Genomic DNA, 20,755 nt, shown 5'->3' on the forward strand with positions numbered 1-20,755 from the left:
ATTCTTATGTGAACGCAGGATGCTCCCGGCAGTTCAGCCAATCAATAGAACGTGCGTTCGGCCTTGAGCGTGACCAGCCCGTCGCACTGGCTGTTGTGTCCGGAGTACGCCGAGCAGTCGCTGCCGCTCAGGCTTGAACTGCTGTAGATCAGGTCCAGATCGATACCCATGACCGGCCGGGAAAATTTCACCGACCAGTCGGTAAAACTGCTGACATAACCACCGTCCACCGATACCGGCGTATTGAGCTGATGGGTGGTGTATTTCATGCTGATCCCGATACCGAACGGCGGGTTGCCGCCAAGACTGGCAAACAGGGTGTTGTTCTGTTTATCCGGATCGTTGCTCAGTGCGATGCCGAAACGGCTGCCGAGCAACGTCAGGCCACCGAAGAATTCCTGACTGTCGAGGGTGTCGACCTTCGGATAGCTGTAATGAATCATCCCGACTTCGTAGCCGAGGGTTTGATCGAAAGGTTGTTTGAAGCCGATGTAGGAATCGATTTCAAGATTCTTGCCCGGCGTCAGTCCCATGCTCGGCGCGTACTGGCCAACGTAAAGGCCGCTGTCGTGGCTCAGATCGAGGCCTCCGTGGAACGAGCCGACCGCCGAAGGCTTGACCAGCCCCTGGGCCATGCTGCGACTAGGCGTGGCGCCGAGTTTCAGGTCGAACTCACCGAGCTCACGCTGGAAAATCTGTGCGTGTGCGACCGGGCTTGCCAGCAGTCCTGCAATAAATAAACAGAGCGGTTTGAACATGCGTCACTCCTTGAACAGCGAGCGCAGGGTGACATACCTGCTGAAACGCTTGATCCAGACGCGTGCAAGGATACCGGCGAATGCTCGGCATCGGGGGCCGTTCGTCGATTCATGCTGTTTTGATTAAACGCGAGGGAGGTCTTGCGAGGGATCCGGTCCGGACGCTTCGAAGCTCAAAGCGTCCTGGATCTGGTGTAAGGCGGGGTGTTACTTCTTGCCCAGGCTGATCTGCCTGGACGGGGCGAATGTCTGGCCGCTGACGCCCTTGGCAATTTGCTGGATCTCGCCGCCGGATTTGAGAAATGCCGCGATCTGATCGTTGATCGATTCGCTGGTTTCAACGGCTGGAGCTGGCTTTGCTTTGCTGGTGGATGTTTTTACACGCATGGCGGCCATTAACCTGTAGAAAAGTAATTCGGCCAGGCATCGTACAGGAATAACTTGCTGATCGCTTGGTTAATATCCATCGGAATAAGCAGTTGTGCGGGCAGGGCATCTCTCGAACCATCGTCTGGATATCCCGCTAACCTGCTGATTTAAATAAATAACATGGAACGGAATTGGCCTGCTTTTCAGGAGCCTGGCGTGGCTGGAAACATCCGGTTCGGTCTGACGAGTGGCGTCCGTCCAGCGGCAAATCGAGGAAAATCAAGGCTTCGCGCAAATTTCAGGGCAACCCTGGATCTGGCGCCCGACGAATCCGGCAAAACCGGGTAGAATGCCGCCCACGCAATGAGGGTATTGGAAATGGCTTTAGTCGGGCGTTACAACAGTTTGCAAGTGGTTAAACACACTAACTTCGGTTTATATCTGGACGGCGGGTCCGACGGCGAAATTCTTTTGCCCAATCGTTATATTCCCAAAGATATTCCCAGCGAAGATGAAGACTGGCTCAATGTTTTCGTTTATCTGGACAGTGATGACAAACTTATTGCAACCACTGAAAAGCCAAAAGTTCAGGTCGGTGAATTTGCCAGTTTGAAAGTCGTTGAAATCAACAGTATCGGTGTATTCCTCGACTGGGGTCTGCCAAAGGATCTGTTGCTGCCTTACTCGGAAGAAAAACGTCAGTTGACCGCCGGCGACTATTGCGTGGTGCACGCCTATCTCGACAAGCGCACCCGCCGTATCACCGCCACCGCGCGTCTGGATCGTTACCTCGACAAGACCCCGGCCAACTACAGCGTGGGCCAGGAAGTCGATCTGCTGGTGGTCGAAGCCACCGACATGGGTTTCAAGGCGATCATCAACAACAAGCACTGGGGGCTGATTCACAAGAATGAAATCTTCAAGTTCATGCGCTCCGGCATGCGCGAGAAAGGCTTCATCAAGGAATTGCGCGCCGACGGCAAGATCAGCCTGAGCCTGCAGCCGGTGGGGCAGGATGCGGCCAGCAGCCTGAGTTCGAAGATCCTCTCCAGGTTGCGTGAAAGCAACGGCACCCTGGCCGTCAGCGACAAGAGCGACCCGGCGCTGATCAGCAGCCTGTTCGGTGTCAGCAAGGGCAACTTCAAGAAGGCCATCGGTTCGTTGTACAAGGAAGGCAAAATCATCATTCATGCCGATCGCATTGAACTAACCTGACCCTGACGTAGCCCATGTTGCATGGGCTCAATTGAGGTCGGGCAGATGAAAAGATCGCTGATTGCCTACGTCGCTACGCTGCTGACGTTTCTTCTGCTCGACGGCGTCTGGCTCGGCGTATTGATGGCACCGACCTATCGCGAACTGCTCGGGTCGCTGATGCTCGAAAAACCGTTGCCGGCCCCGGCAGCGGTTTTTTATTGCCTGTACGTTTTCGGCTGCGTGGCGCTTGTGGTGCTGCCGGCGACGACCTTGCAACGCGCCGCCCGCATGGGGGCGCTGCTCGGGCTGGTCGCTTATGGCACCTATGACCTGACCAATTGGGCGACGCTGCGCGGCTGGTCGGTGCAGGTGGCGTTGCTGGATTGGGCATGGGGGACGTTTGCCACCGCGGTGATCTGTACGGTTGGATTCGTCGCGACCCGCCGGTATGGCAGATAAGTCCGTTGATTTCAGTTGTTTGAGCTGACGTTGCAAGAGAATGAAGTGTCTCTTCCAGACGGCTTTTTCTGGCCAACTGGTTAATAATCCTCGAAACCATTATTCGCCCCGGACATCGATCCGGGGCTTTGCTTTGACCATTGGGAAAACTGCCATGACGTATGCGTTCGAGGTGTTGCGGTGAGTGTCAGTCGGCGCAGTGCCGACGGCTTTGCCCTGCAAGTGATGATCGGCCTGTGCCTGATCTGGGGCGTGCAGCAGGTGATGATCAAGTGGGCGGCGACCGATATCGCGCCGGTGATGCAGGCAGCCGGACGATCGGGGATTTCCGCGTTGCTGGTCGGACTACTCATCTGCTGGAAGGGCGGCTGGGAACAGGTCGGCGCCACCTGGCGTGGCGGTTTGCTGGCCGGTGCCTTGTTCGGGCTTGAGTTCCTGTTCATCTCCGAAGGCTTGCAGTTGACCACCGCAGCGCACATGTCGGTTTTCCTCTACACGGCGCCGATCTTCACGGCGCTGGGTGTGCACTTCCTGTTGCCCAGCGAGCGCCTGCGACCGGTGCAATGGCTGGGGATTTTCATGGCGTTCGTCGGGATTGCGCTGGCGTTCGCCGGCGGCATGTCCTGGGACAACCTCGACCATCGCATGCTGCTGGGCGATGCCCTTGGCGTGCTGGCCGGGGCCAGTTGGGGCGCGACCACCGTGGTGGTGCGGGCCTCGCGGCTGTCGGAAGCGCCGGTGACGCTGACGCTGTTCTATCAACTGATCGTCGGTTTCGTCGGCCTGCTGTTGATCGCATTGTTCAGCGGCCAGATCACCCACGTCAGCCTGACCGTCGTGGCGCTGGGCAGCGTGCTGTTCCAGGGGCTGGTGGTGTCGTTCTTCAGTTACCTGACCTGGTTCTGGCTGCTGCGTCGTTATCTGGCGGCCAACCTCGCGGTGTTTTCGTTCATGACGCCGTTGTTCGGCGTCACGTTCGGCGTGGTGTTGCTGGGTGAAAAACTCAGCCTGAATTTCATCATCGGTGCCGTACTGGTGCTGCTTGGCATCACCTTCGTCAGCGCGGAACAGTGGGTGCGTCGGCGTTTGCGCAAGGCACTCGGCCAGTCGTAAGCGGTTTCCACGCCAGTCCACCGGCAATCAGCAGGCCACTGCCGGCAATCACCAACGCCGGTTGCAGGCCGCCGCTGAAGTGGCTGCTGACCGCCGCCAGCAACGGCCCGCTGAGCTGACCGACAGCGAAGCACGCGGTGAGCAGGCCGGCGTTGCGCTGGGTGGCATGGGGCGCCAGTTCCCGGGAGCGTTGCATGACCAGTTGCATACAGGCCAGGAACGGCGTGCCGCACAGGATCACACCCAAAGCCAGGCCAGGGCCGCTGCCCAACAGGCAAGCGAACACCCCGGCCGCTTGCAGCCATAACGTCGCCATCAACCAGTGACGGGTGGTGTCCTGATCATGCCGACGCAGACTCACCAGCAACACGCCAAGGGCCGCGGCGAGGCCGAAGCATGGCCAGAACAGATCGGCCTGCCATTGCCCGTGAAACTGCGCATTGGCCATCTGCGACAGGAACGTGGCCGGAATGATGTAGCCCACACCGTACAGGGCGTATACCGCTGCCAACCGAAGAATGCCGCGATTCGAATGCCTGACGGCAGCAGGAGCGACGCTTTCCCCGACACCCGGTTGCGGCAGGATCCGCACGATTCCCAGCAACATCACCAGCGCCACGGCGGCATAGATCAGCCATAGAGTGGCGGATGTCTGCTGCGCCAGATGTGAGAACAGCGCCAGCAGTCCCGTCAGAAAAATCCCCAGTCCAGGCCCGGCAAAAACCAGCGCTCCCAACCGTGGGCGACCCGCCGCCGCAGCCAGTGGCTGACTCAGCGCGGTGATCATCACCAGCACCCAGGCACTCGCCACGCCCGTGCCGAAACGCAGCAGCAGATGCGACCAGAAACCGTCGGCCCAGAACGACGCCAGCGTCAGCAGCACGCACAGCCACAAGCCGCCATGCAAACGGCGTTGCACCTGATCGGGGCGACGGGAAAACATCGCGTCCACGGCGCCGAGCAGATAGCCGAGGTAGTTGGCGGCGGCAATCAGACCGGCGGCAGTCAGGTCGATCTGGCCTTCACTGATCAGGTGGGGAAGTTGCGGTGTGAGGGCGAAACGCCCGATGCCCATGGCCAGCATCAGGGCAATGAAACTGGCGGACAAGCGAATCAGCGGCGACATGGTCTGGATTCCGTGGTGAGTTCGATGACCGTCAGGCTAGGACTGATTGACTTTCTTTAAAATTGAATAATAGTGAGTAACTTGTTCAGTTCAGGAGAAAGCTTGTGGAGTTCAGCCAACTGCGGATCTTCCAGGCCGTGGCGCAGGAGGGTTCGATCACCCGCGCCGCCGAACGTCTGCACCGTGTGCCGTCGAACCTGTCTACCCGGCTCAAACAGCTCGAAGAGCAACTGGGCGTCGAGCTGTTCGTCAGGGAGCGTCAGCGTTTGCAGTTGTCGCCTGCGGGAAAAGTCCTGCTGGACTACACCGGCAAACTGTTCGCCCTGCGTGATCAGGCCAGCGCAGCGGTGATGGGCGGACAACCGGCGGGGGATTTTGTACTTGGTACCTTGTACAGCACCGCCGCGATCCATTTGCCGGCGCTGCTGGCGCGGTATCACAAACAGTATCCGGCGGTGAATCTGCAGGTGCAGTCAGGGCCCAGCGGTGAATTGCTCGAGGGGTTGCTGGCCGGACGGCTTGATGCGGCGCTGGTGGACGGCCCGCCGCAACTGGCCGGGATCGACGGCGTGCCGCTGTGCAACGAGCGGCTGGTTTTGATCAGCGAGGCCGATCACCCGCCGGTGCGCAGTGCCAGGGATGTCGAGGGGCGGGCGGTGTTCACCTTTCGTCATGGTTGTGCCTACAGGGCGCGGCTGGAGGCATGGTTCGCCCATTACCAGACGGCGATGGGCCGGGCGATGGAGATCGAGTCCTATCAGGGCATGCTCGCCTGCGTGATTGCCGGCAGCGGCGTGGCGCTGATGTCGGAGTCGATGCTCGCCAGCCTGCCGGGCCGCGAAAGTGTCGCGGTGCATCCGTTGGCCGAGCCATTTGCCAGTGCGACAACCTGGCTCATGTGGCGCCGGGGCATGGTCGGAGCCAATCTCAATGCGTGGATTGAACAGCAGCAGATGCTCTATCCCGTGGCCGGCGAAGAAAGCCTGGAAATCGCTTGAACGATCGGTCAGGGATTCTGATCCATTCAGTAACAGATCATTGCGGATTTTGCCGAGCATTGCGTAGGACTTCGGACTATTATCAGTGCGAAGCGGCCTCAGAATTCCGGTCGCTCAGCACCACCCTGAAGGGGGCATGACGATGAAAGAGAAAATTCAGAACTGGCTGCACGATTTGGGTGTTGCCCTCGGCTTGATCGAACCGCCTCTGCAACCGGTCCCGATTCGCACTGACGACGAACAGCGCAGGCGTCAGCAGCGTCGGCGGTAATGCCTTCCGGCTTCAAGGGTCAAAGATTGAAAAGGTCGCAGTGTCAGGCGGCTTCTGCAGCAATGATGCAGGAGCCGCCTGACACTGCGACCTTTTGCTTTTCAGTGCCGCCCGATTTCCAGTAGAAAACGGCTCAAGTCATTAGCGGTTCTGGCGCTCTTGAGCATGTGGTCTTCCTCGGCGGTGAAGGCCGTCAGTCCGAATTCATCTTCCAGATGGAAGATCAGATCCTCGATGTCCGCCTTTTCCAGACCCAGCTCCGCCAGACTGGTGTTGTCGTTGAAGTCGCGGTGTTCCAGCAGGCGTTTGATGAATCGGTGCACGGCGGCACGCACGGCAGCTCTTCTCATGGCAGATGTTCAAAAGTGGCGGGACCTGACTGGAGTACAGCAGGCCTCAGGCGTGTCGGCGCAACCATTCGTCAATCATCGAACGTAAATGCTCTCCCGAGAAACTGCCGAAATGCCCGCCATGCACGGTACGGATCGGCAACGCCTGCAAGCGACGAAGGCTGGCGGCGTAATCCTCGAGATTGGAGTGGTAGGCGTCTTCGATCAACGGCCCGTCGTAGATGATGTCGCCGCTGAACAGGGTTTCGGTCGCGTCTTCATAGAGGCTGATCCCGCCCGGTGAATGCCCCGGCGTGTGCAGCACCTGCAACGTGCGGTCGCCCAGGTCCAGCACATCACCGTCCTCGACAAACCCGGTGGCCGGCGCAGCCTTGACCCGGTATTCGGCGTAGCACAACGGGCAGTCCGGGTGCGCTTCGAACATGTCGTCGCCGACGAAGGCGCGGCTCAAGTCATTCTCGCCATCCGGCGCCGCCAGAATGTCCGCCTCGGCGGGATGCACCAGCCGTTCGGCAAACTCGTGATGACCGGCGATGTGGTCGAAGTGGCAATGACTGGCCACCGCTACCAGAGGCCGCTCGGTCAGCCACGGCAGTTGCTCGCGCAGGCTCACCAGCCCCGAACCGCTGTCGAGCAGCAGATCCTTGTCCCGCCCCTGAACATGCCACAGGTTGCAGCGATAGAACGGGCGAATGTACGGCTCGTGAATCAGGCGGATGCCGTCGCTCATGGTTTGCACTTCGAACCACTGGTTGCGAGAAACAATCTTCATAAGCACTTTCCTTGAGACGAAAAAAACGGGTGTGGCAACCGACGCCACACCCGCCGAAGAAATTGTTGCTATCGCTTCAGCTTAGATCGCGCTGGCCACCGGGGCAGGGCGACGGGAAACCAGGCTGACCACCACGAAACTCACCAGGCCGACGGCCAGGCTGTAGTAGATCGGCGTGTTGGCGTCCAGACCGTCCTTGACCATGAACAGCAGCGCCGTGGCGAAGCCCATGCCCATGCTGGCGATGGCGCCGGCGGTGGTGGCGCGTTTCCAGAAGATTGCACCGATCAGCGGAATCAGCATGCCGCCCACCAACAGGTTGTAAGCGAGGGTCAAAGCGCTGATCACGTCGTTGACCACCAGCGCGATGGCCAGTACCACGGCACCGGTCAGCAGGGTGAACAGACGGTTCACGCCCAGGCTCGACTGTTTGCCGCCACGCAGTTTCGGCAGCAGGTCTTCGGTCAGGGTGGTGGAGGCCGCGAGCAGACCGGCGCTGGCGGTGGACATCATGGCGGCCAGGGCGGCGGCGATCACCAGACCGCGGATGCCGTCCGGCAGCGACAGTTTGACGATCGCGGCGAAGGCGTTGTTGACGTTGTCCAGATCCGGGATCAGCACGTGTGCTGCCATGCCGATCAGGGCGCAGGCCAGACCGTAGAGGATGCAGTAGATACCCGCGAAGCTGCCGGCGTACTGAGCCACTTTTTCATTCTTGACGGTGAACACCCGTTGCCAGATGTCCTGACCGATCAGGATGCCGAAGAAGTAGATCATGAAGTAGGTGATGATCGTGTCCCAGCCGATGGTGGTGAAGTTGAACGCCGCCGCCGGCAGCTTCAGCACCAGTTCGTCCCAGCCACCGACTTTGTACAGGCAGATTGGCAACAGGATGAACATCAGGCCCACGGTCTTGATGATGAACTGGACGATGTCGGTCAGGGTCAGCGACCACATGCCGCCGATGGCCGAGTACACCACCACCACGCCACCGCCGAGCAGTACCGAGACCCAGAACGGCAGGCCGAACAGCACTTGCAGCACGGTGCCGATGGCGAGGATCGAGGTCACGCCGATCATCAGCGCGTAGGCCAGCATGATTGCCGCGCTCGCCGAGCGGGCCATCGGGTTGTAGCGTTTTTCCAGGACCTGGGTCACGGTGTAGATCTTCAGTTTCAGCAGTGGCTTGGCCAAAAACAGGTTCAGCGCCACGATGCCGCAACCCAGTGCCGCGCACAGCCAGAAACCGGAGATACCGTGCACATAGCCCAGACGCACGGTGCCGACGGTGGACGCGCCACCCAGAACGGTCGCGGCCATGGTGCCCATGTACAGGCTCGGGCCGAGGTTACGCCCGGCGACGAGGAAGTCCTCGTTGGTCTTGGCCTTGCGCATGCCGAAATAGCCGAGCAACAGCATGCCGGCCGCGTAGATGAGGACGACGAATAAATCCAAAGCCATGATGGCGTGTCTCCGATTGTCTTTTTTATGGTGAGTCTGGAATCAGTTTTCCCTTGTGGGAGCGAGCCTGCTCGCGATAGCGATTTTTCAGTCACATCGATGTTGGATGTGCTGCCGTCATCGCGAGCAGGCTCGCTCCCACAGGGGGATGGTGTCAGGCTGGCTGACTCATTTCAGGCTTTGCTGCCGTGGCAGCACCCTGGCTCCGGGGATCCTTCGGCCCGTAGACCAGCGCCGGTTCCGGGAACAGGCTCAGCAGCATCAGGTACATCACCGAGGCCAGGCCCAGGGTCACCAGCAGGCTGATGTCGATGCCGCCGGCCAGTTCACCGAGCGGGCCGACGAACTGCCCCGGCAGGTTGACGAAGCACAGGCCGACCGCCGCACTCGGGATCCATGCACCCAGGCCACGCCAGTTCCAGCCGTGGTTGAACCAGTAGCGTCCGCCTTGCTCGCCGCGGGTGAACACCTGCAGGTCGTCCGGGCAGTAGAAGCCGCGACGCACCACCAGGCCGATGATCATGATCACCATCCATGGGGTGGTGCAGGTGATGATCAGCACCGCGAAGGTCGACACGCTCTGCACCAGGTTCGCCGCGAAGCGTCCGATGAAGATGAAGGCAATCGACAGCACGCCGATCAGCAGCGTCGCCTTGACCCGCGACAGCAGACGCGGGAACACACTGGACATGTCCAGCCCGGTGCCATACAGCGACGTGGTGCCGGTGGACATGCCGCCGATCACCGCAATCAGGCACACCGGCAGGAAGAACCAGTTCGGCGATACCGCCAGCAGACCGCCGACATAGTTGTTGGCCGCGATGTAGTCCGGTGCCTGGATCGCCACGATGGTGGCGGTGGTCAGGCCGAACAGGAACGGAATGAAGGTGGCGATCTGCGACAGAATCACCGCCGCCATGATCCGCTGACGCGAAGTTTCACGCGGGATGTAGCGGGCCCAGTCGCCGAGGAACGCGCCGAAGGAAATCGGGTTGCTCATGGCCACCAGCGCAGCGCCGATGAACGCAGCCCAGAAGCCCGGCTGACCAAGGCTGACGGTGCCGGCGTAGTGCGAATCGAATGGACCGGCGAAGGCAAAGATGCCCAGCAGGAACAACAGGCTCGCGCTCCACACCGCGACCTTGTTCACCCACAGCAGGAAGCGGAAGCCGTAGATGCACACGGTCAGCACCAGAATCGCGAACAGACCATAGGCCAGACCCAGGGTCAGGTCGGTTTCCGGCAGGCCGATCAGGCGTTTGGCACCGCCGATCAGCGCATCCCCTGAACTCCACACCGAGAGCGAGAAGAAGGCGATGGCGGTCAGCAACGACAGGAACGAACCGACGATCCGCCCGTGCACACCGAAGTGCGCACCGGACGACACGGCATTGTTGGTGCCGTTGAGCGGGCCGAACAGGCCCATCGGTGCGAGGATCAGCGAGCCGAGCAGCACGCCCGAGACAATCGCCCAGACGCCCGCCTGAAAGGACAGGCCGAACAGTACCGGGAAACTGCCGAGCACGGCGGTGGCAAAGGTATTCGCGCCGCCGAAGATCATGCGGAACAAGTCCACGGGACCGGCGGTGCGTTCGTTGTCCGGGATCTGTTCGACCCCGTGGGTTTCAATCTGCGTAAGGCTTTGGTCTTTGTTGTTGTTATTCATGATCTGCTCCGATCATAAAGGCGCGCTCATCGTGCGTGAGCGTCACCTGTCTTGGCTAAGGGGGTGGCAGCCCTTCCGGCATTGCGGACAAATGTTCGTGGCAGGCCAGCCAATGGCCTTGTTGTTCTAGGCTCGACGCTTGTTTCTTGAAAACAATCGTCTCGCGCTCCTGGCTGAAGTGTTGCTCCCCTTGCATGCGCAGCTCGGTGGCCACGTCATGGATAAACACCGCCACGTCACCCAGCAGGCTGACGAAGGCGTTGCTCGAAGTGCACGACAGCACCTCGAAGCCATCCTCGGCGCGCCACCTGTCCCACAACGCCTGATAGGCATCGCGCGACAGCAGGGGCTGTTCGAGGGTGTAGAACACGAAGCTCGCATCGGCGCTGAACGCGCCGAAGTAGGCTTCGCGATCGTTGCGGGCGAAGGCGGACACCAGATCGGCGGCCGCTTTCAGAACCTGATCACGTTCGTTCATGACCCGACCCTCAGCGGTGGACCACGCCCGGCAGTACGCAGAGCATTTCGTACAGCAGGTTGGCGGCCAGCAGCGAGGTGTTGCCGGTGGTGTCATAAGCGGGCGAGACTTCTACCAGATCGCAGCCGATAAGGTCGAGGCCCTGGCAGCCGCGAACGATTTCAATCGCCTGAATGGTCGTCAGACCACCGATTTCCGGGGTGCCGGTGCCAGGCGCCCAGGCCGGGTCGATGCCGTCGATGTCGAAGCTCAGGTACACCGGGCCACCACCGACTTTCTCGCGCACTTCGGCCATCAGCGGTTCCAGCGACTTGTGCCAGCACTCTTCGGCCTGCACCACACGGAAGCCCTGATCACGGCTCCAGTTGAAGTCGTCAGCGGTGTAACCCTGCGCACGCAATCCAATCTGCACCACGCGGTCACAGTCCAGAAGGCCTTCTTCGACGGCGCGACGGAAGGTCGTGCCGTGAGCGATTTTCTCGCCGAACATGTGATCGTTCACATCGGCGTGAGCATCGATGTGCACCAGACCGACCTTGCCGTGCTTTTTATGAATGGCACGCAGGATCGGCAGGGTGATGGTGTGGTCGCCCCCCAGGGTCAGCGGGATCACGTTGTGCTCGAGGATGTTGTCGTAGGCTTCTTCGATGATGCGCACGGCGTCGAGCAGGTTGAAGGTGTTGATCGCCACGTCACCGATGTCGGCAACCGACAGCGAGTCGAACGGCGCAGCGCCGGTGGCCATGTTGTATGGGCGGATCATCACCGATTCGGTGCGGATGTCGCGCGGCCCGAAGCGGGTGCCGGGACGCAGCGAAGTACCGATGTCCAGTGGCACGCCGACGAAGGCAGCGTCCAGGCCGGCAGCGGTCTCAAGGTGGGGGAGTCGGAGCATGGTGGCGATGCCGCCGAAGCGCGGCATTTCGTTGCCGCCCAGTGGTTGGTGAAGAATCTTGTCCACGGGTGGGGCCTCATCGTCTTTGTTTTATTTATGTCGGCGCGCCGTTCAGCACAGGTTCGGACGCCGCTGTGGGACCGATTCTGCGAAATGTAGTGAGGGGGAAGAATCGCTACGAACAAAAACTTAGTTCAGAATTTTCTAAACTAATGGGGAGGCGGAAGATAGACTTCTCGCTGATCGTTCCCACGCGAAGCATGGGAACGATCTACGCAGAACGATCCTTGGAGCAGACATGGCCAACGCTTTACCCGACCTGAAACTTTTGCGCATCTTCGTCAGCGTCGTGCGGCATCAGGGGTTTGCCAATGCGCAACAGGAACTCAACCTGTCGACTTCGGCGATCAGCACCTACATGAGCCAGCTCGAAGCCGCGCTCGGCCTTGTGCTGTGCCATCGCGGGAGGGGTGGTTTCAGTCTGACCAGCAAGGGTGAGCTGTTCCATCAGGAAACCCTGCGTCTGCTCGCCGAACTCGAAGGTTTCGAGCAATACGCCGCCGCGCTCAAGGGTGAATTGCGCGGCACGCTCAACCTGGGGGTGATCGATTCCACGGTCAGCGACAAGGCCCTGCCGTTCGCCGAAGCCATCGGCGCCTACAGCCAGGAACACCCGGCGGTGCATTTGCATCTGTCGGTGATGAGCCCCTATGAGTTGCAACTCGGCGTGCAGGACAACCGCCTCGATCTGGCCATCGGCGCGTTTTCCACGCGCATGAGTGGGCTGGTGTACATGCCGCTGTACCGCGAACAGCACTGGCTGTATTGCAGCAGCCGTCACCCGTTGTTCAACGAACGGCGGATTCCCGAGCAGGTCATCACCCAGCAGCGCATGGTCGGTCGCGGCTACTGGAGCCAGGCGGAACTGGCGCGCCACGGTTTCAAACACAGCGCCGCCACCGTGGAGAGTATGGAGGCGCAGCTTATTCTGGTGCTGTCCGGCGCCTACATCGGTTACCTGCCGGAGCACTACGCCCAGGCCTGGGCCGACAAGGGCGACCTGCGGGTGCTGCTGCCGGCGACCTTCGGTTATCAGGCGCCGTTTTCCATGATCATGCGCCGAGGCCGCAGTCGCGAGCCGTTGATCCAGACTTTCCGCGACCTGCTCAAAGCGCAGCTCAATCAGGCATAAGAACATGTCCAGACCTCAATGCCCGCGCTGCCTGCGCCCACAAACCCACTGCCTGTGCCCGCTGATTCCCAGCCTCGACAGTCGCACCCGCGTATTGCTGTTGCAGCATCCGAGCGAGGTCAGTCACGCGCTGAACACCGCACGTCTGGCGGCGCTTGGTTTGAACAATGCGCAACTGATCGTCGGCGAGGTGTTCGAGGATCTGCCGGCGCTGTTGAATCAGCCGGGGTATCAGGCGCGGCTGTTGTTCCCGGCGGATGATGCGCAACCGATGCAGGCGTACACCGCGTCCGATGAACCGCTGCTGCTGGTGGTGCCGGACGGCACGTGGCGCAAGGCGCGCAAGATGTTGCACCTGAATCCGTTGCTGGCGGCGTTGCCACGGGTGACGCTGGCCGAGGGCGGGGTTTCCCGGTATCGGCTGCGCAAGGCGCCGGGGCCCGGGGCGTTGTCGACCATCGAGGCGATCGTGCAGGCGTTGCAGACCCTGGAAGCGCCGGCCTCTTTCGATCCGTTGCTCAAGCCGTTCGAGGCGTTGATCGAGGGGCAGATTGCGGCGATGGGGGAGGAGACTTTCCAGCGTAACCATGGCGATAGATAAGTGCTTAAGCGGCTGACCTCTTCGCGAGCAGGCTCGCTCCCACGTTTGATCGCAGGTGTACACAAATCATGTGCTCAGCTCAAATCCCCTGTGGGAGCGAGCCTGCTCGCGAAAGCATCAGATAAATCACCGCAAATCCTAACAATGCCTAGCGCTCGCGCATCGCCTCGGTCCGGGCCTTGAGCACCGGTTTGAGCAGGTAATCCAGTACGCTTTTCTCCCCGGTGATGATGTCCACCGTCGCCACCATCCCCGGAATGATCAGCAGCGGCTTCACATCCCCGCCCAAATGGTTTTTGTCGGTGCGCACCTGAATCAGGTAGAAGCTGTTGCCCTTGTCGTCGGTGATGGTGTCGGCGCCGATCAGCTCCAGCCTGGCGCTGAGTCCGCCGTAGATCGTGTAGTCATAGGCGCTGAACTTGACCATGGCTTTCTGGCCCGGATGCAGGAACGCCACGTCCTGCGGTCGCACCTTGGCTTCGATCAGCAGGTTGTCTTCCAGTGGCACGATTTCCACCATGTCACTGCCCGGCTGGACCACGCCGCCGATGGTGTTGACCTTCAATTGCTTGATCACTCCGTGCACCGGCGAGGTCACCGTCGTGCGGCTGACACGGTCGTCGATGGCGATGCTCGACGCGGTGATTTTCGACAGGTCGGTGCGTTTCTGGTTGAGGTCCTTGGCGGCGTCGGAACGGAAGGTCTGTTCCGACTCGTCGATCTTGCTCTTGATCTCGTTGATTGCCGATTCGGCCCGGGGAATCGCCAGGGTCGTGGCGTTCAACGAGCCACGAATTTCCACCGCACTGCGCTTGAGACGCAGGATTTCCACCGGCGACACCGCCCCGGTGCCTACCAGTGGCGATGACATGTTCATTTCCTGTTGTAACAGCGCCAGGCTGGAACTGTATTGGCCTTGCTTGGAGCGAAACTCCGCCAGCTCCTGAGTCTTCTGCCGCAACTGTTCGGTGAGGGTCCGTTGTTCGCTGGCCAGACGTCGCTGGCGCTGGTCGTACAACGCCCGTTCATCTTCGGCGACTTGCGGCGCCTTGCTGAGGATCTCGTCCGAGAGCTTCATCGGCCGGCCTTCGGACTCCGCCGACAGGCGTTCGACCTGGGCCATCAACGCGTAGCGATCGGCCTCGCTCTCGCCCTTGTTCGACAGAAACCGCGTGTCATCCAGGCGCAGCAGGGTGTCGCCCTTGTTCACCATTTGCCCTTCACGCACGAAGATTTCGGTGACGATCCCGCCCTCGAGGTTCTGGATTACCTGGACCTTGCTCGACGGAATCGCCTTGCCTTCGCCCATGGTCACTTCTTCAAGCACCGCGAATTTGGCCCAGACCAGCGCACTGATCAGCAGCGCCGCCGCCAGCCACACGGTGATCCGCGACCAGCGCGGCGAATCCTGCAACGAAGCACTGGCGGTTTCCGGCATGAATTCGGCTTCGGCGCTTTTGCCGAAACTGTCGAAGTAGCCGCGCTGTTTTGAAGAGGAGGAAGCAGACATGGGCGACTCCTAGACTGCCGCCGAGCCGACCCGGCCCTTGCGCAGTGCATCGATGACCGCTTCTTTCGGACCGTCGGCGACGATCCGGCCGTTGTCCAGCACCAGCAACCGGTCCACCAGGCTCAGCATCGAGGTGCGGTGGGTGACCAGCAGCAGTGTCTTGCCCTGTACCCAGCCATGAAGCTTCTGGCGCAGGACGTCTTCGCTGCTGTTGTCCATGGCGCTGGTGGGTTCGTCAAGCAGCATGATCGGCGGGTCGAGCAACAGCGCCCGGGCCAGCAATACCGCCTGGCGCTGACCGCCGGAAAGCAATTGCCCGCGCTCGCCCACCGGCCGGTCGAAGCCTTGCGGATGCTGACGGGCCAGCTCGGTGACACCGGTCAGTTCGGCCACTTCGAGCATGCGTGCATCGCTGACATACCGGGCGCCGAGGGTCAGGTTGTCGCGCAGGCTGCCGGCCAGCAGCGGCAGGTCGTGGGCGACGTAACCGATCTGTTGGCGCAGGTCGGCGACATCCAGTTGCCGCAGGTCGAGACCATCGAGCAGCAGCTGGCCTTCCTCCGGCTCGAAGAAACCCATCAACAGCCGTGCGAGGGTACTTTTGCCGGAGCCGCTGCGGCCGATGATGCCGATCCGCTCGCCGGGCTTGAGGCTGAAACCGACATTGCTCAGGGCCGGTGCATTCTGGCCGTTGTAATGGAAGGTCACAGCGCTGACGTCCAGTGCGCCTTGCAGTTGCGTGCGTTCCAGCGGCCGCTGCTTCCCGTCGCGTTCCTGGGGCAGGGCCATCAGCGCGTCGGTGCTTTTCATGGTCAGTTGCGCTTGCTGATAGCGGGTGATCAGCCCGGCAATCTGGCCCAGCGGCGCAAGCACGCGACTGCCGAGCATGTAACTGGCCACCAGCGCGCCGACGCTGAGGTTGCCGGCGATGATGCTGTAGACCCCGGCGACGATGGTCGCCATCCCCGAGAACTGCTGGATGAACAGCGTGCCGTTGGTGGCCAGCGCCGAGAGGTTGCGTGCATGGCTGTCGAGGCGGGTGAGGGCGCCGTGGGTGCTTTCCCATTTGTGCTGGCGCTCGCTTTCGGCGCTGCAGGCCTTGAGGGTTTCCAGGCCGCCGAGGGTTTCGATCAGCAACGCCTGACGCTCGGCGCCGAGGCTCAGGCTTTTCTGCACGGTGTCGCGCAGACGCGCCTGAATGATCATCGCGAACATTATGGTGATCGGAAACGCCAGCAGCGGAATCACCACCAGCCAGCCACCGAGCAGGCCGATCACCACCAGCATCAGCACCACGAAGGGCAGGTCGATCAGGCTGGTCAGGGTCACGGCGGTGAGAAATTCCCGCAGCCCCTGAAAGTCATGAATGCTCTGGGCGAACCCACCGATGGTCGCGGGCCGGGCTTTCATCGCCATGCCGGTGATGCGCTCGAACAAGGTCGCGGAAAGGATCACGTCAGTCTTCTTGCCGGCGGTGTCCAGCAGGTGCGCGCGCACCACACGCAAGACCAGTTCGAAACCGGTGCCGATCAACAGCCCGATGGCCAGCACCCACAGGGTCGATGTGGCCTGGTTCGGCACCACGCGGTCGTAGGTCTGCATGACGAACAGCGGCACCATCAGGCCCAGCAGGTTGATCAGGAAACTGGCGAGGATCGCGTCGCTGTACAGCCATTTCGACAGCTTCAGGGTGTCGCGAAACCACGCCTGGACCCTTGGCACCAGGGGTGAACGCAGGTCTTCCAGTTCATGCCGGGGCCGGGCGAACAGGGCCTGGCCCGTATAGTGTTCGGCGAGTTCCTGGTGGCTGACCCACTGCTCGCCGCCATCGGCTTCACTGGGCAGGATCAGCGCCTTGCCGTCATCGGCAAAACGACGTAGCACCGCCGTGCGGCCATTGCCCAGCAGCAACAGCACCGGCAGATTGAGCGGGGAAATGTCCTTGAGGTCGCGGCGCAGCATGCGCGCCTGCAAACCGGCCCGGGCCGCCGCACGGGGCAGCAGGTCCAGGCTCAGGCGTTGTTTGTCCAGGGGCAGCCCGGCACTCAGGCTGGCGCGACTGACCGTGGCGCCATGGAGTTTGCAGAGGATCAACAGACCGTCGAGTAACGGATCATCGAAGCTCAGCCGCGGATCGATCCCGGGCGCTCCGGGTTCCATGCTGGTCATATTGATCGCCCCTCTTGATGACTGCCCGATTACCTGTGGCGAGGGAGCTTGCTCCCGTTTGAGTGCGCCGCACTCACATGGATCTCAGTGTTGCCTGGTTCGTTGGGGGCGCTGCGCACCCCGACGGGAGCAAGCTCCCTCGCCACAACGGTTTATTTGAGCTCGGGCAGGCGCGCCTCGTTTTTCACTTCGGCAGCGGCAATCGCGTCGGCCGGCAGCACCACCCGTTGCTTGCTCAGCAACTGCCCCATGTTCGCCAGCACGCGGTACATCGAAAACTCCTCGGTGTAGCGGATTTCGGTGTAGCGGCGGTTGGCGTTGTACAGCTCGTTTTCACTGTCGAGCAGGTCGAGCAGGGTGCGCTGGCCGAGACCGAACTGATCCTGATACGCGGCGCGCACACGCTTGGTGGTCTCGGCGTATTCGCGGGCGGTCGGGGTCTGTTTCTTGGCGTTGGCCATGGCGTTCCAGGCCAGGTGAATGTTCTCGTTGAGCTGGCGCAGGGCGTTGTTGCGGATGTCCATGGCCTGGTTGATCTGGTGCGCATCGGAGGCCAGGCGCGCCTTGTCGCTGCCGCCACGGAACAGGTTGTAGTTCATCACCACGCCGACCCGCCATTCGTTGTCGTGGCCCTCGTCACCCTGCACGTTGTTGTTGGCGCCGACCGCCGCTTCGGCATCGAAGCGTGGATAGAACGGCGACTTGGCGACTTCGTACTGGCTCTCGGCCGATTGCACGTCGGCCTGGGCGGATTTCAGATACGGGTTGTTCTCCACCATGCTCTGCTGGGCTTCCGGCAGGGTGGCGGGCAATTCACCACGGGTCGAGGCCGGGGCTTCCAGCTCATCGGGCATGCGCCCGACCACGGCGTAGAAATTCGATTCGGCGTCCGCCAGATCGACCTCGGCAGTGTCGAGGTTGTTCTGCGCCAGCGCCTTGCGGGCCACCGACTGGTCGGAGTCGGCAGTGCTGCCGATGCCGCGCTGGGTGCGCAGGCCGATCTGGTCGTTGACCCGCAGGTGAGCCTGCAGGTTGTTCTTGGCCAGCGTCACCAGTTCGCGCCGCTTGAGCACTTCGAGGTAGACCTCGATGGTGCGCAGGGCCAGATCCTGGGCGGTGCCTTGCGCGTAATACGCGCGGGAGTTGGACACGCCCTTGGTGCGTTCGACCTCGTTGGCGGTATTGAAACCGTCGAACAGCATCTGCCGCAGGCGCAGCTCGGACTGAGTGTAATTGAGGATTTCGGTGTGGTGATTACCCAAGGCCCGGGTGTTGGTGTTGTCGCTGTAGCCGCGCCCGTAGGCAGCGTTCAGATCCACCGATGGATAGAAGCCGCCCCTGGCGACTTTTACCTGTTCATCGGCCGACAGTTTGGCGTCAACCCGCGAAGCCAGTTCCGGGTGGGTCGCAATGGTGCTCTGAATGGCTTCGGTGAGGTTCATGGCCTGAGCCTGGGAAGTGCAAGCCATGGCCAGCAAAACCGCACTGCAGAGGGGGGTTGGAAAGCGCATGGGTGCATCTCCCTGAGTCCTGATGGTATTCCGCTGTCGCCAATTTATTGACGAAATTTTTAGTGTTTAGCGTCTCATCGCTGTTACAACAGAGCTAAGAACATCCTGAAGCGTAGCTAAGAAAAATTTTTCATAGGGTTTATGCCGAAAAAAACTTATGCGCTTTGCCGAATCCAGCACATTGTTCCATTCGAAAGCCTTTGTTTTATGCGCTTTAGGGAGTGCATGAAGGCTTGAGGAAAGTTCCACTCACTTTGCGACATACGGGCGAAGTACTGCTAAAGGGGAGGGACGCGTAGCGGCAAATGGGCGACATTTTTTTGTCACTCGGGTGATTCACCACCGTTACGTAGCGCTAGTGGGCGTGATGTATCTATACGGACTCCAAGTGTCTGAGGGCGCTGGGGTTTCTTAAGATGCACAACCTGCGAAACGAACTGTCGAGGTGCGAGCGTCGCCCCGACAACCCGCTTGAGCCATGGGCTGCTTCGCGAACCAGCGCCGACGGTGGTCGGCAGCGGAGGACATGCACATGGCAACGCTCATCGGGACAGTATCCAAAGTCATTGGTCAGGTGTTCGCTCAAACGGCGGACGGAAGTCGGCGCGCATTGGTCGCGGGCGATCGACTGTTTGCCGGGGATCAATTGATCACGGGGGCAGAAGGGGCGGTCGCCGTCCATCTGCTGAACGGCCAGGAACTGACCCTGGGCCGCGACAGCAGCCGGACCCTGACCGGGCAATTGCTGGCCAACCACGCGCCCCATGTGGATGCTCCGGAAGCACTGACCCCGAGCGATGCGCAACTCACCGATGTCGCACAGATCCAGAAAGCCATCGCCGCCGGTGAAGACCCGACCCAATCCGCTGAAGCCACTGCGGCCGGTCCCGATGCGCCCGGTGACATCAATGGCGGCAAGGGCGGTGGCCACAGTTTTGTGTTGCTGACCGAAGTGGGTGGCCGGGTCGATCCGGTCATCGGTTTCCCTACAGCCGGTTTCGGCGGCATTCCCGAATTTCCCGAAGAACGGCATAACGCGGTGATCGACAACGGCAACAACACGCCCGCGCCGGTCATCCCGCCACCGGTCAATAACCTTGTGACCCTCACAGGCCTGGATGTGCCCGGGGGCGAACTGACGCTCAACGAAGCCAATCTGCCGGAAGGTTCCGCCGCCAATTCTGGCGCGTTGACCCAGGCCGGCAGCTTCAGTATCTCGGCGCCCGATGGTCTGACCAGCCTGAGCATCGGTGGTATCAACGTAATTGTTGGCGGTGTGCCCGTCGGTTTCCCGCAATCGATCACCACACAACTGGGCAACACCCTGACCATCACCGGGTACAACCCGGCCAATGGTACGGTCAGCTACAGCTACACCCTCAATGGCAACGATGCCCATCCGGCGGGTGACGGTGCCAACAGCCTCAGCGAACATTTCACGGTGATCGCGGGCGACAGCAACGGTGACACGGCGACCGGCTCGCTGGACGTCAACATCACCGATGACGTGCCCAAAGCGGTGGATGACAGCAATGCCGGCACGGCTTCGGAAACCAACCTGAGCCTGAGCGGCAACGTGCTGACCAACGATGTGCAGGGCGCCGACCGTATTCCTGTCGGCCCCAACAGCGGCCCGGTGGTCGCCGGTACGTTCACCGGGACTTACGGCACGCTGGTGCTGAACGCCAACGGGACTTACACCTACACGCTCAATACCAGCGACGCGGATTTCAAGGCGTTGCATGGCGGCGGCAACGGCACCGAAACCTTTACATACACCCTGCGTGATTCCGATGGCGACACCAGTACTGCGAATCTGGTTTTGCAGATCCACAACAACGACGATCCGGTGATCATCA

20 protein-coding genes are annotated in these 20,755 nt (G+C 61.1%); 8 read left to right on the forward strand and 12 right to left on the reverse strand.

The annotated features are described in order from the left end of the window. Positions 1–41 precede the first annotated feature (41 nt). Both ACK6BI_RS25650 and ACK6BI_RS25655 read right to left on the reverse strand, forming a co-directional pair. Positions 42–758 carry a TorF family putative porin gene (locus tag ACK6BI_RS25650; RefSeq protein WP_409319289.1) on the reverse strand — a complete coding sequence of 239 codons (717 nt, stop codon included), beginning with the start codon at positions 756–758 and terminating at the stop codon, positions 42–44. Positions 759–965: 207 nt separating this feature from the next. Next, entirely contained in the window at positions 966–1,154 is a 189-nt protein-coding gene (locus tag ACK6BI_RS25655; protein ID WP_409319290.1) for a hypothetical protein, read from the reverse strand. 351 nt (positions 1,155–1,505) lie between these two features. Here ACK6BI_RS25655 and ACK6BI_RS25660 point away from each other — a divergent pair, with 351 nt between their 5' ends. The 3 genes from ACK6BI_RS25660 (at position 1,506) to ACK6BI_RS25670 (ending at position 3,896) form a co-directional block, all read left to right on the forward strand. Next, positions 1,506–2,342, forward strand: a complete 837-nt coding sequence (locus ACK6BI_RS25660) for a S1 RNA-binding domain-containing protein (protein WP_409319291.1) — start codon at positions 1,506–1,508, stop codon at positions 2,340–2,342. A gap of 45 nt (positions 2,343–2,387) precedes the next feature. Further along, on the forward strand, positions 2,388–2,783 hold the full coding sequence (locus ACK6BI_RS25665) for a DUF2177 family protein (protein WP_409319292.1): 396 nt from the start codon (positions 2,388–2,390) through the stop codon (positions 2,781–2,783). A gap of 180 nt (positions 2,784–2,963) precedes the next feature. Further along, positions 2,964–3,896, forward strand: coding sequence for a DMT family transporter (locus tag ACK6BI_RS25670; protein ID WP_409319293.1), 933 nt, complete (start codon positions 2,964–2,966; stop codon positions 3,894–3,896). Here the strand turns inward: ACK6BI_RS25670 and ACK6BI_RS25675 are convergent. Then, entirely contained in the window at positions 3,841–5,022 is a 1,182-nt protein-coding gene (locus ACK6BI_RS25675) for an MFS transporter (RefSeq protein WP_409319294.1), read from the reverse strand. The two genes, ACK6BI_RS25670 and ACK6BI_RS25675, sit on opposite strands and share 56 nt — an antisense overlap. A gap of 104 nt (positions 5,023–5,126) precedes the next feature. On the opposite strand from ACK6BI_RS25675, the gene ptrR reads away from it, so the two are divergent. Further along, positions 5,127–6,020, forward strand: coding sequence for a putrescine utilization regulator PtrR (gene ptrR, locus ACK6BI_RS25680; protein ID WP_409319295.1), 894 nt, complete (start codon positions 5,127–5,129; stop codon positions 6,018–6,020). Between the two features lie 142 nt (positions 6,021–6,162). Next, the gene (locus ACK6BI_RS25685; RefSeq protein ID WP_007914492.1) at positions 6,163–6,291 is read left to right on the forward strand and encodes a PA1414 family protein; all 129 of its coding nucleotides are present in this window, start codon (positions 6,163–6,165) and stop codon (positions 6,289–6,291) included. 101 nt (positions 6,292–6,392) lie between these two features. Here ACK6BI_RS25685 and ACK6BI_RS25690 read toward each other — a convergent pair whose 3' ends face one another. From ACK6BI_RS25690 to speB, 6 genes are all read right to left on the reverse strand, one after another. Next, positions 6,393–6,641 (reverse strand): acyl carrier protein, encoded by a 249-nt coding sequence (locus ACK6BI_RS25690; RefSeq protein WP_409319296.1) that lies wholly within the window; start codon positions 6,639–6,641, stop codon positions 6,393–6,395. Positions 6,642–6,687: 46 nt separating this feature from the next. Then, the gene (locus tag ACK6BI_RS25695; RefSeq protein WP_409319297.1) at positions 6,688–7,413 is read right to left on the reverse strand and encodes an MBL fold metallo-hydrolase; all 726 of its coding nucleotides are present in this window, start codon (positions 7,411–7,413) and stop codon (positions 6,688–6,690) included. Positions 7,414–7,494: 81 nt separating this feature from the next. Then, entirely contained in the window at positions 7,495–8,874 is a 1,380-nt protein-coding gene (locus ACK6BI_RS25700; protein ID WP_409319298.1) for a sodium:solute symporter, read from the reverse strand. Positions 8,875–9,028: 154 nt separating this feature from the next. Beyond that, entirely contained in the window at positions 9,029–10,540 is a 1,512-nt protein-coding gene (locus tag ACK6BI_RS25705) for a purine-cytosine permease family protein (protein ID WP_409319299.1), read from the reverse strand. Positions 10,541–10,595: 55 nt separating this feature from the next. After that, positions 10,596–11,018 (reverse strand): YybH family protein, encoded by a 423-nt coding sequence (locus ACK6BI_RS25710; protein WP_409319300.1) that lies wholly within the window; start codon positions 11,016–11,018, stop codon positions 10,596–10,598. A gap of 10 nt (positions 11,019–11,028) precedes the next feature. Beyond that, positions 11,029–11,979, reverse strand: a complete 951-nt coding sequence (gene speB, locus ACK6BI_RS25715; protein ID WP_065258464.1) for an agmatinase — start codon at positions 11,977–11,979, stop codon at positions 11,029–11,031. 232 nt (positions 11,980–12,211) lie between these two features. Between speB and ACK6BI_RS25720 the strand changes: the two genes are divergently transcribed. Then, entirely contained in the window at positions 12,212–13,105 is an 894-nt protein-coding gene (locus ACK6BI_RS25720; protein ID WP_007956593.1) for a LysR family transcriptional regulator, read from the forward strand. 4 nt (positions 13,106–13,109) lie between these two features. Further along, positions 13,110–13,706 (forward strand): tRNA-uridine aminocarboxypropyltransferase, encoded by a 597-nt coding sequence (locus ACK6BI_RS25725; RefSeq protein ID WP_409319301.1) that lies wholly within the window; start codon positions 13,110–13,112, stop codon positions 13,704–13,706. 148 nt (positions 13,707–13,854) lie between these two features. Here ACK6BI_RS25725 and ACK6BI_RS25730 read toward each other — a convergent pair whose 3' ends face one another. The 3 genes from ACK6BI_RS25730 to ACK6BI_RS25740 all read right to left on the reverse strand — a co-directional run bounded on the left by ACK6BI_RS25730 (position 13,855) and on the right by ACK6BI_RS25740 (position 18,896). After that, positions 13,855–15,216 carry an HlyD family type I secretion periplasmic adaptor subunit gene (locus ACK6BI_RS25730; RefSeq protein WP_409319302.1) on the reverse strand — a complete coding sequence of 454 codons (1,362 nt, stop codon included), beginning with the start codon at positions 15,214–15,216 and terminating at the stop codon, positions 13,855–13,857. 9 nt (positions 15,217–15,225) lie between these two features. Further along, on the reverse strand, positions 15,226–17,385 hold the full coding sequence (locus ACK6BI_RS25735) for a type I secretion system permease/ATPase (RefSeq protein ID WP_409319303.1): 2,160 nt from the start codon (positions 17,383–17,385) through the stop codon (positions 15,226–15,228). A 152-nt stretch (positions 17,386–17,537) separates the two neighbouring features. Further along, positions 17,538–18,896: a TolC family outer membrane protein gene (locus ACK6BI_RS25740; RefSeq protein ID WP_409319304.1), complete on the reverse strand. Its 1,359-nt coding sequence runs from the start codon at positions 18,894–18,896 to the stop codon at positions 17,538–17,540. A 532-nt stretch (positions 18,897–19,428) separates the two neighbouring features. On the opposite strand from ACK6BI_RS25740, the gene ACK6BI_RS25745 reads away from it, so the two are divergent. Further along, a partial coding sequence (locus ACK6BI_RS25745) for a retention module-containing protein (RefSeq protein ID WP_409319305.1) occupies positions 19,429–20,755 on the forward strand: 1,327 nt, incomplete at its 3' end.

This window comes from Pseudomonas sp. KCJK9016 (assembly GCF_046231795.1).
Classification (GTDB): domain Bacteria; phylum Pseudomonadota; class Gammaproteobacteria; order Pseudomonadales; family Pseudomonadaceae; genus Aquipseudomonas; species Aquipseudomonas bananamidigenes.